The following is an 11723-nucleotide window of genomic DNA, read 5'->3' as shown; positions in this document are numbered from 1 at the left end:
CCCCTGTCCGTGTCTTCATCTGGGCCTTCATCCGTGCCTTCATCCGGGCTGGAGCGCGGCGTTCTGGTAGCCCAGCGTCACCCAGGAACTGTCGATCGGATTGGCCTGGTTCAGCTCCTGATACCTGGACCTCAACTCGGTCAGCAGCGGGTCGGCGAGCCACCTCTCGATCTGCTCCTCAGCCGATCTGTCCGGCGCGGCCTTCAGTTGCTCGATGACCGTTGCGACGAGCTGACCGGCCACCTGCTCCAGCAGGGCGACGTTCTTCACGAACTGCTCCTCGAGCTCGTCGTCCGGCAGCCCGGCGGCCATGCCGGTGTGCAGATCGACGATGAAGTCGAGGAGCGAGTACGGATCCGCGAACACGTCCTCCGCGGGACGGTCGTCGACCGAGTGCCACTCCCGAAGGAACTGCTGGACGCGGCCGTGGATCATCCACGCGCGGTACAGGTTCTGGAGCGCCTGCGGACTGTCGCCGAGCCGCCTGAGCTTGTCGTGGAAGAAGAGCAGGCCGGGAACGGCCCAGTAGATGATGGTGTCCCAGATGACCTTGGCCACCATCACCTGCGCGTTGCCCATCAGGCGGTACTGCTCGTTGTACGCGACGAGCCAGATCTCGCTGAAGATCAGGTACACCTGGTTGTGTGCGACGACCTTTTCCCGGATGTCCTCGCCGGCCAGGTCTCGTTCGATCAGGTCCAGGATCAGCCCGTTGCTGATGGCCATCAGATCGCCCCCGGACGAGTAGAGCGGGTCGATCGAGACGCCGGCTTCGCCGGTCAGGCACCACCGGTCCTCGGAGTACACCTGCTTGCAGCTGTAGGCGTAGTTCCGCATGACCCGGAAGTCCTGGATCTCGTCGAGGTGCTCTTCGACGGCGGCCGCACACTGCGGCTCGTGAGCCTTGAGCCATCCGAGGGCGCGCTCGAACGTGTTGAACCCCTCGTGCGGATGGATGTCGGCGTCGGCGACGATCCCGATGCTGATCGATTCCGAGGCGAGCGGAATCAGCCACACCCAGTAGCCGTGGCCCATCAGGTGGTTGGTGGACAGCCGGCGTTGACCGCCGGGAACCCGAGCCAGCCAGTCGTCGTCGGTCGACCACGCTTCGATGTCGATGGGGTGCCCTACGCGGAACCAGGACGCGTGCGCGTGATGGGAGACCGGCTTCGCCAACCCGAGTTGGCGTTTCAGCATGCCCGCCCGACCGGTCGCGTCCACGACCCACCGAGCCTGGATCGACTGGTGGCCGGTTCCGTCGCGTACCTCCACCAGATGCCGCTCGTCTCCACCGCCCAACGTCACTCGGTCGACCCGCCGGCCGTCGAGGAACCGCACGCCCTTGGAGGCGATCAGCTTGCCCAGCATGTTCTCCAGGCGGCCGCGGTCGAGCTGATAGGCGGGCAGCGGCGCATCCGAGATCTGCCCGTACTCGACGCGACGGGAGATGTCGTCGTTTCCTCCGTGCGAGAAGAACATCCGGAGCCCGAACTTGCGCAACTGTTCGGTGTTCAGATGGTCCTCCAACCCCAGGACGTCGCGCAGGTAGTGCGCCTGCACCTCGACACTGGACTCGCCCACCTTGTGAGCGGCCTCGACCACCGGGTGCTCCTGCCGCTCGATGACGACGACGTCGAGGTCGGGCAGGCGACGTTTCAGCTGGAGGGCGAGGGTGAGGCCGGCGATGCCGCCGCCAAGAATGGCCACGTCAACGTTGTCAGGTGAAGTTTTCAACACGATGCCCTCCCAAGGCGTCGGACGGTCAAAGGTCTGGCTAACTGGCCCCCGCGTTCGCGGAGACGGCCGTGCGGCTGGCGTCGGGCTGGCCGATCGTCATCCACCCGGTGCTCGTCGGGTTCCGGTGCCGTTCACGCCGGTACGTCGACACGAGGTCGGTGATGACTGGGTCGCGCTGCCAGGCTTGGATGCGAGCCACGACCTCGTCGTCGTGCGTGCGGTCGGCGTACGCCTCGATGACGGTGCTGACCAGCTGACCGGCGAGCTGGGCGAACAGTCGGGTGTTGTCGGCGAACCGAACCTCGAACTCGGCGGCGGTCAGGTCGTCGGCCATGCCAGCGTGCAGCTTCACCATGAAGTTCAGCGGCGAGTAGAGGTCGACGAACCGCGGGCCGAGGTCGGAGTCGTCGATCGACTCCCACTCACGGAAGAACCGCTGGACACGATTGCTGATCTGGGTCAGGCGGCCCAGGTTCGCCGCGACGGATGGGCTGGTGGAGGCACTGCGGAACTTGTCCTGGAAGAAGAGCAGGCCGAAAACTCCCCAGTAGAACGCTGTGTCCCAGATGACCTTCGACGACATGACCTGGGCGTTGCCCATGAGCTTGTACTGCTGTTCGTAGATGGCCAGCCAGATCTCGGTCACGCCGCGGAAGAGTCTGTCGTGGATGGTCGCAAGGGCGGTGACGTCCTCGCCCGCAAGTGACCGGCCGACCAAATCGGCCACCAGTCCGTTGCTGATCGCGATCAGGTCGAGTCCGGGTGAGTACAGCGGATCGAGGAAGATGCCCGACTCGCCGGTAAGGCACCACCGCTGCTCGCCGGAGTAGACCTGCTCGCAGCTGTAGGAGTAGTCGCGCATGACGCGAAAGTCCTGGACACGCTCCAGGTGCTCGTCCACGGTGGCCGCACACTGTGGTTCGTGCAGACGCAACCAGTCGAGCGCCTTGTCCAGTGTGTTGAACGACGAGAAGGGATACGCCTCGGCTTCTGCGACGATCCCCACGCTCGTGGAGCCCGACGCGAGCCTGATGAGCCACACCCAGTATCCGGGCCCCATCAGGTGGTTGGTCGACAGGGAGCGGTCGCCTTCGGTGATCCGCTGCGACCACTCGGCGCCTTCTCCCCACTGGCCGATGTCGATCGGGTGCGCGACCCGGAACCACGAAGCGTTCGCGTGATGGCCGACCTGCCTACGACGCCTGCCGTTCTGGCGTTGGAGGAGGTGACTGCGACCGGTCGCGTCGACGACCCAACGCGCGCGGAGGTCACGCTCGCCGTCCGGGACGACCACCCGCACCTCGTGGAGCGGTTCATCCGGCCGAAGCTCGATGTTCACGACCTTGCAACCGTCCAGGAACTCCACGCCCGCCTGCGCGCATCGAACACCGATCTCGTTCTCCAAGCGGCCGCGGTCCAACTGATAGGTACGCAGGGGCGGAGACAGTGAGCTGCCCAACTCGACACGGCGGGTGATGTCAGTATTGTCGTCGTTGCTGAAGAACATGCGCAGTCCGAATTTGCGGATCTGCTGAGTTTCCAAATGATCGTCGAGTTCGAGAATGTCACGCAGATAGTGGGCGGCGATCTCGACGGTGGACTCACCAACCTTGTGAACGACCTCCGGGACCGGATGAGCTTGCCGTTCGACGACAACCACCCGGATCCCTGGCTGGGCCCTGCGCAGGTGGAGGGCGAGGGTGAGCCCGGCGATCCCGCCTCCCAGGATCGCCACGTCGTAGTCCCCTGGCTCGGCCGGACGCGTGGCCAGCCGCGCGCGCAGCTTCCCTGCGAGCGCGGCCCTCTGCTCGTCCGACAGACCGGACAGCCGGTGCTGTGCTGTAGTCATAGTTCCTCCCGACCGATGCACAATCAGGGTTGGCAATTTCGGCACGCTTACGCGACGCGAAAGGAAAAAGGAAAGGCGTCAGTACCTTGACGAGCCAGGTACTATCGGTCCTTGAACGGGCTCGTCACGGGGAGGCGAAAACGAGATGCTGAAACCACGTTTTGGCGCGTTGGATGAAGATCAACAACAACGCCCATCGACTACCGAAACAACAAACGGGAGATACGAAGCGCATTTGTTCGGGCCGTTCCAAATTCTGCGTGACGGCCACCGGCTTACCGATCCGGCGTTGGGGCGTGCGAGCGTGCGGATCCTGCTGACCTGGTTCCTGCTCAACCCGGGCGCCCACGTCGAGTCAGCGGAGTTGTGCGATGTCTTGTGGCCTGGCCGCAGACTGGCCAATCGTTCCAACCGGCTGGCCGTGACCCTTCACTACCTGCGTCATCTTCTCGAGCCTGACCTGGCTCGCCGGCAGCCTTCGACGTTCATCCGCTCCGACGGCAACGGTCGATACTGGTTCGACTACGCAGAATGCTGGTGGACCGATGTGCTCGACGCCGAACGACTCTTCGCCGCCGCGAAGACGGCCGACACGAGCGGCGATGTCTCGGCCGCCATCACGTCGTACGAACGACTGCTCGACTACTACCGCCAGACTTTCCTGCCGGAGAACCTCTTCGACGAGGTCTTCGACTCCGTTCGCGCCGCGCACGATGTCGTTCATCACACGGCGCAGAGCCGGCTGCTTCGCCTGTACCTGGTGAGAGGCCTTCCCCACAAGGCGCTTGCGTGTGCGCTCTCCGTACAGGATCGCGACCCCTACGCCGAGGAAGCCGCGACCGCCATCGCGGAAGTGAACCTCCTCCAGGGAAACACGCTCGCCGCGCGTACCCAGCTCGCCGGCTACGTACGAACGGTCCACCGCGAGCTGGGCGTCGATCCGAGCCCTACCGTCATGGGCCTGTGGGAGCGGGTCCGTAGGGCGGGATAGCCGCCAACCGAAACGACGAGCGTCAGCGCGCGCCCTCGCCGACGACAACGGCGTCGGTCGAGGCGCGCGGACGAGCGGGCAGGAGCACACCTGCCATCAGGGCACCTGCCAGCGCCACGCCCGCGGCGAGCAAGGAGCCGCCCTCCATGCTGTGCAGGAAGGCCGCGGTGGCCGTATCGGACAGGTGCTGGGCACCGTCGACGAGCCCCTGCTGGGCGAGTGCTTCCGAAGCCGCGAGCGCGCCGCCGAGCGATCCCTCGGCGGCGGATACGACGGGGGCCGGCAGCTCGGTCGACAGCGTCGAGTCCAGCCTGTTCTGGTACAGGGAAGAAGCCACGCTTCCGATCACCGCGACGCCGAGGGTAGCCCCGAACAGGCGCGTCGCGTCGTTCACCGCGGCGCCGACCCCTGCCTTCGCCTTGGAGACCGCACCCATGATGGCCTCGGTGGCCGGTGCGCTGGTCAGGCCGAACCCGAGCCCGAGCAGGACCATCTCGCCGGCGATGGCGGCGTACGTCGTCGCTTCCGTGTTCGTCGCGGTCCAGGCCAGCCCGGCTGCGAACAGCACCAGACCCGCCGCCACGGCCACCTTGTTGCCGATCCATACCGCGAGCTTCGCTCCCACGATCGAGGAGACGCCCACCGCGGCGGCCATCGGCAGCAGGCGCACGCCCATGGAGAACGCGCTGTAGGGCTTCACCAGCTGCAAGTACTGCGTGATGACGAAGATGAAGCCGTTGAGAGCAAAGAACGAGATGGCGACTGAACCGCTCGCCGCGGTGAAGCGCGGGTTGGAGAACAGCGAGACGTCCAGCATCGGATGGCTGGCCCGCCGCTCCACGCCGACGAAGACCAGCAGGAGCAGGACACCGAGCGCGATGCTCGCGATCGTCCAGGCCGATCTCCATCCCCACTCGGGCGCCTGGATGATGCCGAAGACCAGCACCCCGACGCCCGCGCAGGACAGCCCCAGACCCCGCCAGTCGATCGGCGGCGTCCTCGGATCGCGCGAGGTCGGCACCACCACGGCGACGAGGACCCCGACGACCACTGCGATCATGGCCATGAACAGGAAGATGCTCCCCCACCAGTAGCGCGCCAGCAGCCAGCCGCCCACGATCGGGCCGGTGGCGATGCCGAAGCCCGTGGACGCTCCCCACAGCCCGATGGCCCGGGCACGTTCACCCCGCTCGGTGAACACGTTGGCGAGGATCGACAGCGTCGTAGGGAACATCAGGGCGGCCCCGAGTCCCATCACCGCCCGTGCGGCGATGAGCCCACCGCTCGTGTCGACCCATCCCGCGCCCAGGCAGGCGACGGTGAAGATCCCCATGCCTACGAGCAGGGCACCCTTTCGGCCCTGCCGATCGCTCAGGCTTCCGGCCGCGAGGACGAAGGCGGCGAAGAGCAGGTTGTAGGCGTCCACCACCCACTGCAGTTCCGTCGTGGTCGCCGCGAGGTCCCGCATCAGTGAGGGCAGAGCCACGTTCACGATCGTGATCTCCACGCTGATGATGAACGCGCTGCACGTCAGGGCGAGCAGGATCAAGGGCTTTCGCATGGTTGAACTTCTCAAGTCCTAATAGTAATTGTCAAGTAGATTCGGTCGGAACGCGCCCCGCGAGTATCGCCGTGCACGTGCTTCGCCAGGTCTGGTACGACGTCGAGGGCGAGGTGCAGGCCAGGTCGTGCCGGGCCTGTTCGAGGACGCGGGCCGCGGCTGTGCTCGGGATTCCGCACAGCACCTCACATGCCAGGTCGGTGTGCGGGGCCTGGTTTCCGGCCAGGTCCCGGGTCCACGCGGCCGTCGCGGCGGCCCAGGCGAGCCGGTGCCGGTGTCCCTCGGCGGCGTCGCGTACCTTCTCGACACCGCGCCGATCGGTGCCGCCGGCGTAGCCACAAGCCATCCCGGCGCCCGTCCACAGGTCGGCGTGGCGGTCGGGCTCGAAGGTCGCGATGGTCTCCGCCGCGCGTGCGACGACCGCTCCGCTGGAGAACCAGATCGCCCGGCCCAGGCCCTGGTCGAACATACGCCGGCCATGCGCGGACAGATGGGCGGGTCGCAGCTGCTTCACGATGGAACGCCGACGGGCGAAGAAGCCTTCGTGGAAGCCGTAGCCATCCACGACGGCCCAGCCGAGCAGGGGATCCAGGCGATCGAGGTACCGCTCGGGCCGGCGCCGAAGGCGGGCGAGCGCGAGGCCGAGGCCGACGTAGACGGTAGCGATGTGCCGTCCCCCGGGACCGTCGACGAACGCGGCGATCCGCTGCTTCCACGGCGTCATGAGGTCGAGTGCGCCGAGGCCCATCCCCGCACCCTCATAGGCGAAGCCGTGAAGCCGCGGTTCGACGGCGTCCAGGCGGGGAACCAGCATCGGCAGGGAGCTGTCTTCCAGGCTCGCGTTGTAGCCCAGGGCGAGAGCCTCGATCACCGGGGCGAATCGCTCCCATCCCTCCGGTGCGAACCCCGGCAGGCTGAACACCTTCCGCGGCTCCGGGATGCCGAACAGCCGACGGCGAGTACTACCCAATGCGGTCATAGATCGGCCCTCTCGGCAGGGATGGTGAACTGGCGGCGTTCCGTCCACACGGCCCGCATCCGTCCGCGCCACTCGTCGTACCGCGGTCCGGCCGGATCCGGTTGCGCGCCGGAGGACTCGGCGGCCGCCAGGCGCGCCACCTCGCGACTGTCCGCGCCCCACACCGCTGCGCAGGCCGCGTCGCAATGCTCCGCGGGATGGTCGGTCTGCTGGCGGAACCCCGCGGCGACCGCGACGCCGACGGCGAACTCCCCGGCATAGGAACCGGAAGCGCTGAGCAGCCGGCCGATCCCGTCGTGGTCGAGTACGCCACCGGTGTAGCCGCAGGCCAGGCCGACGCCGCCCCAGATGTCGGCGCGCCGGGATCGGGGGAATCCGTCAATGCTGGCGGTGATCCGATCGGCGTTCGCTCCGCTGGTGAAGAACAGGCTGCGCCCGAGTCCACTGTCGAAGTTCCGTGCGGCCTCGCCGGTGAGCCGGGTCGGTCTCGAGTGCCGGTCGAGGCTGGCACTGGCGGCGAAGAAACCACGAGAGAAGCCGTAGCCGTCGAGGATGAGCCATCGGTCCGCGTCGTCGTACCTGGCGATGACCCGCAACGGGTCCACCGGCAGGCGTGGAAGCATCATCCCCGCCCCGACGTACACCATCGGCCGGTAGGCCCGCCCGGCACTGGTGTCGAGGAACTTGGTGAGCCGCTTCTTGTAAGGCAGCAGGAAGTCCAGGAACATCAGGCCCATGGCGGCGCCTTCATAGGCAACGCCGCGTACCTTCTCCGGGTTGGCTTCGAGCTTCGGGACCAGGGCGTCGAACCGGGGATCGTCGACGGTCGTCCAGAAGTTGTCCACGATGGCGTGCGCCGCGGGCTCGAAGTGCGGCCACGCGCGATCCATGTCCGGGTGGGCGCCGAACTGCCGCTTCGCGAACATGGGGAAGTCGTCCACCGACAACCTCAGCACGGGCTTGAGGACTCTGCTCAACGCGATCATTCGAACCGCCGGAGAATGCGCTGCCGCCACAGGGCATGGGCGGGTACGTACGGCTCGGCCGGAAGGCCTTGCCAAGCGGTTTCCACGACGGTGGCCGCCTCCTTGGACGTCATCTCGCACAACACCTCGCACGCCAGCTCGTTGTGAGCCGCCAGGTTGCCGGCCTGGTGCCGGACGCTGGATGTGATCGCCGCACCGAGCGCGAGCTGTGCACGGTGCGGGCCCGCGACCGCGGGCAGTGGTTCGAGGGCGTCGCGGTCGATCCCACCGGAGTAGCCACAGGCGAATCCCGCCCCGCTCCACAGGTCGGGCCGCCGCTGCTCGGGGAAGGTTTCGATCGTCGCCGCGACCCGGTCGATGTCGGCACCGGACCAGAACCAGATGCCGCGGCCCATCCCCTGGTCGAAGACCCGCCGCGCGTACCCCCGAAGACGCGCCGGAACTCGTCGCTGTGCGACGTGTCGCCGCTGCCTGAAGAAACCTTCGTGGAAGCCGTAGCCGTCCACCACGACCCAGCTGAGCACCGGGTCACCCAGGCGTACCCGGAAGGGCTCGGGATTCCGGTGGATTCTGGCCAGGCACATTCCAGCACCGAGATAGATGCCGTAGACGTGCCGCGCTCCAGGACCGGTCGCGAACGCCAGGGTGCGCCTCTTCCAGGGCGACAGGCAGTCGAGGGCGGCAAGGCCGACGCCGGCGCCCTCGTAGGCGAACCCGTGCAGCTCCTCGTCATAGGCATCCAGCTTCGAGACCAGGACGTCGAGCCGGGGATCGAGGACCGTCGTACGGCAGCACTCGGTGACTGTCGACACCACCTGCTTCAACCGCGCGGTCGACGCGCCGTCGCCGGATTCGACGGGGGACGGCATGGCCCCCGACGCGGCGAAGACGCGCCACAACAGGCCCCCGGCCATCCCGCGAAGACCGCCGTCACCGGCGGGAGGTGCTAGGTCCATCGTGCGCTCCCTGAGTCGGCGGGCTTGCTCGAAGCGGAGAACGCCTCGACCATGCGGTCCTGCACCAGCTCGCAGCCCGGCTGCTCGTAGCGTTCCGGAAGGCTCGCCAGCGCCTCGTCGACCATCTCCGTGGCTCCAAGGCTGCTGGTGTCGCAGAGGAGTTGGCAGGCGAGCTCGGTGTTGGGAGCCGGATTGCCGGCGCGATTTCGGCCCTTGGCCGCGAAAGCCGCCCCTGTCGCGAGCCATGCCTGATGCCGGCCGCTGGCCTCCCTGAGGCGCTCGAGCTCCCGGCGGTCGACTCCGCCCGCGTAACTGGAGCCGGTGCCGATGCCCAACCAGAGGTCGCGGTGCCGGTCCGGCGCGAAGGCGGCGATATCGGCGGCGACGCGGTCCACGTCCGCACCTGAGGTGAACCAGATGCTGCGGCCCACGCCCTGATCGAAGACGCGGCGGGCGTACGACGACAGCTGCCGGGGCACGGCTTGCCGATCCACGTATCGGGCACGGTGGAAGAACCCGAGGTGGAATCCGTAGCCGTCCATGACGAGCCAACGCTCCACCGGATCGTCGAGTCGGGCCAGAAACGGCTCGGGCCGGCGCCGCATCAGCGCCAGCGCCTCACCGGCACCGATATGAGCCATGTAGATGTGGGCGTCGCCTGGACCTGCCAGGAACTCGCGGAAGCGCGACTTTCCCGGCAGCCAGCAGTCCATTCCGGTGAGGCCCATCGCGACGCCTTCGTGGGCATAACCGTTTGTCTCCAGCGGAAACCGCTCCAGCCGGGTCACGATCTCGTCGATCCCGCCACCATCGAGCACGGCGTGGTATCCGCCGACAGCGGCCCGCAGGGCCTCCTCCAGATGCCGCCACTTCGCGGAGTCGCCCTGTTTGAACGCGACGATCTGCTTCTCGGAGACGCCCAGCAGCGCCCTTCGCGCCCGCGCCAGCGTGTTGGTCATTGTGTCCGGTCCCCTTCCCAGGAAGCCGTTACGCTCGAGTACGCGACCCGACGGTGAACCAGGTGGCGTCTTCGCTGCCGAGTCCCTGGCTGTCGTGGTAGACCTCGACCAGACGCTGCAGAGCGGCATCGGCGCGCCAGTAGCCGGCTTGGCGCCTACCTGCCTCGTCCGCCGCGCCGTCGGTGTACTCCGCGATGACCGAGGCCACCATCTGGCCCGCGAGTCGCTCCAGCAGGTCGAGGTTGGCGGCGAGCTGGTCGTCCAGGTCGTCATCCGACAGCGGACCGGCCATCCCCTTGTGCAGGCGCGACATGAAGCCGGAGTCGTAATAGGTCAGGAAGTCGTCGGCCGGCGAGCTCGCTTCGACGCCGTACCACTCCCTGAAGAACCTCTGGACACTCTCGGTGAGCGCGGACATCCGCGCCAACTGCTTCACCACGCGCGGCCGGTCGGCCAGTCGTACGAACTGGTCGTGGTAATAGAGCAGTGCTGGCACCGCCCAATAGACTCCGGTGTCCCAGATGATCTTCGCGGACATCACCCGGGCATTGCCCATGATCGGATACTGACCCTCGTAGATCGGCAGCCAACCGTCGGTGACCAGGAAGAAGACATTGTTGTGAATTGCCACCCGTTCGCCGATGTCTTCTCCGTCCAGCGAACGAGTGACAAGGTCAGTGATAAGTCCGTTGCTCATCGATATGACGTCGAAGCCCGGCGAATAGAGCGGGTCGAGGAAGATTCCGGCTTCTCCGGTGAGGCACCAGCCTTGCTCGGAGTACACCTGCGCACAGCCATACGAGTAGTTCCGTAGCACACGGAAGTCCATCAGCTTGTCACGGTGTCGTTCCACCGCCTCGGCGCACTGCGGTTCGTGTTCTTCCAGCCAAGCCATCGCCCGTTCGAAACGGTTCAGGCTGTCGAACCTGTGAAGGTGGGCGTCGGCCACGATGCCCACGCTGATGGAGTTCGAGGCCAGTGGGATCAGCCACACCCAGTACCCCTCCCCCATCAGATGGTTCGTCGAGAGGTACCTGCGACCGTTGAGAATGCGGTCGTGCCACGCGGAGTCGTCCGACCACTCGTCGATGTCGATCGGGTGGTCGATCCGAAACCAGACGGCGTTCACGTTATGGCCGTTCGGGCGGACCAGGCCGAGCTGGCGCTTCAGGATCGAGGAGCGGCCGGTGGCGTCGACCACCCACTGTGCCTGGATCTGCCGCTCTTCCCCCGCCGGAGACGTCACGTGGAGGCTGCTGGGTTCGCCGATCCCGCCGAGGTCGACCTGGCGTACCTTGTGGCCGGTCCACACGTCGACCCCGACGCCTGCCAGCTCGTCGGTCAGGAAGTTCTCGAACCGGCCGCGGTCGATCTGGTAGGTGGCTCCGACGTCCGGCGGACGCTCCGCGTGGCCGACCTCGAACCGGCGAGTGATGTCGCGGTTGTCCCCGTGGCTGAAGAAGAACCGGAGACCGAACTTGTCCAGCTGCCGGCCGGTCATGTGCGGCTCGATACCAAGTACGTCGCGCATGTAGTGAGCGCCGATGTCCACCGTCGACTCGCCCACCTTGTGCGCGGCCTCGGGTGCGCGGGTGTTCCGCTCGACGACCACGATCGATGTGCCGGGGCGCGCCTTGCTCAACTGCAATGCCAGCGTCAGCCCTGCCGCACCTCCGCCCATGATCGCTACGTCAAAGGCTTCCAT

9 protein-coding genes are annotated in these 11723 nt (G+C 66.9%); 1 reads left to right on the top strand and 8 read right to left on the bottom strand.

Annotated elements, in window-relative coordinates; translation table 11 throughout:
* Positions 1–39 precede the first annotated feature (39 nt).
* Positions 40–1737 carry an NAD(P)/FAD-dependent oxidoreductase gene (locus ACYVF6_RS41090; RefSeq protein WP_460530633.1) on the bottom strand — a complete coding sequence of 566 codons (1698 nt, stop codon included), beginning with the start codon at positions 1735–1737 and terminating at the stop codon, positions 40–42.
* 37 nt (positions 1738–1774) lie between these two features.
* A complete protein-coding gene (locus ACYVF6_RS41085; protein ID WP_460530630.1) occupies positions 1775–3586 on the bottom strand; it encodes an NAD(P)/FAD-dependent oxidoreductase in 1812 nt (603 codons plus the stop codon).
* Between the two features lie 304 nt (positions 3587–3890).
* On the opposite strand from ACYVF6_RS41085, the gene ACYVF6_RS41080 reads away from it, so the two are divergent.
* Positions 3891–4577, top strand: a complete 687-nt coding sequence (locus tag ACYVF6_RS41080) for an AfsR/SARP family transcriptional regulator (RefSeq protein WP_460530627.1) — start codon at positions 3891–3893, stop codon at positions 4575–4577.
* A 22-nt stretch (positions 4578–4599) separates the two neighbouring features.
* On the opposite strand, the gene ACYVF6_RS41075 is transcribed toward ACYVF6_RS41080, so the two are convergent.
* Genes ACYVF6_RS41075 through ACYVF6_RS41050 form a run of 6 tightly spaced genes read right to left on the bottom strand, consistent with a single transcriptional unit; the run spans position 4600 to position 11723 of the window.
* Positions 4600–6138 carry an MFS transporter gene (locus ACYVF6_RS41075; protein ID WP_460530624.1) on the bottom strand — a complete coding sequence of 513 codons (1539 nt, stop codon included), beginning with the start codon at positions 6136–6138 and terminating at the stop codon, positions 4600–4602.
* Positions 6139–6169: 31 nt separating this feature from the next.
* A complete protein-coding gene (locus ACYVF6_RS41070) occupies positions 6170–7117 on the bottom strand; it encodes a DUF1702 family protein (protein WP_460530621.1) in 948 nt (315 codons plus the stop codon).
* Positions 7114–8094, bottom strand: a complete 981-nt coding sequence (locus ACYVF6_RS41065) for a DUF1702 family protein (protein ID WP_460530618.1) — start codon at positions 8092–8094, stop codon at positions 7114–7116. The genes ACYVF6_RS41070 and ACYVF6_RS41065 overlap by 4 nt, the downstream gene beginning before the upstream one ends.
* A 5-nt stretch (positions 8095–8099) precedes the next feature.
* The gene (locus ACYVF6_RS41060; RefSeq protein WP_460530615.1) at positions 8100–9059 is read right to left on the bottom strand and encodes a DUF1702 family protein; all 960 of its coding nucleotides are present in this window, start codon (positions 9057–9059) and stop codon (positions 8100–8102) included.
* Positions 9050–10018, bottom strand: a complete 969-nt coding sequence (locus ACYVF6_RS41055; RefSeq protein WP_460530612.1) for a DUF1702 family protein — start codon at positions 10016–10018, stop codon at positions 9050–9052. Before ACYVF6_RS41055 ends, ACYVF6_RS41060 begins: the two co-directional genes overlap by 10 nt.
* Before the next feature lie 28 nt (positions 10019–10046).
* Positions 10047–11723, bottom strand: a complete 1677-nt coding sequence (locus ACYVF6_RS41050) for an NAD(P)/FAD-dependent oxidoreductase (RefSeq protein ID WP_460531328.1) — start codon at positions 11721–11723, stop codon at positions 10047–10049.

The organism is Flindersiella endophytica (assembly GCF_054779015.1).
This window is presented reverse-complemented; position numbering and strand designations above follow the sequence as displayed.

Bases quoted from the DNA above. Each gene is read 5' to 3' on its own strand.
- ACYVF6_RS41085 (WP_460530630.1), bottom strand. From the start codon at position 3,586: ATGACTACAGCACAGCACCGGCTGTCCGGTCTGTCGGACGAGCAGAGG.
- ACYVF6_RS41075 (WP_460530624.1), bottom strand. From the start codon at position 6,138: ATGCGAAAGCCCTTGATCCTGCTCGCCCTGACGTGCAGCGCGTTCATC.
- ACYVF6_RS41070 (WP_460530621.1), bottom strand. From the start codon at position 7,117: ATGACCGCATTGGGTAGTACTCGCCGTCGGCTGTTCGGCATCCCGGAG.
- ACYVF6_RS41060 (WP_460530615.1), bottom strand. From the start codon at position 9,059: ATGGACCTAGCACCTCCCGCCGGTGACGGCGGTCTTCGCGGGATGGCC.
- ACYVF6_RS41055 (WP_460530612.1), bottom strand. From the start codon at position 10,018: ATGACCAACACGCTGGCGCGGGCGCGAAGGGCGCTGCTGGGCGTCTCC.
- ACYVF6_RS41050 (WP_460531328.1), bottom strand. From the start codon at position 11,723: ATGGAAGCCTTTGACGTAGCGATCATGGGCGGAGGTGCGGCAGGGCTG.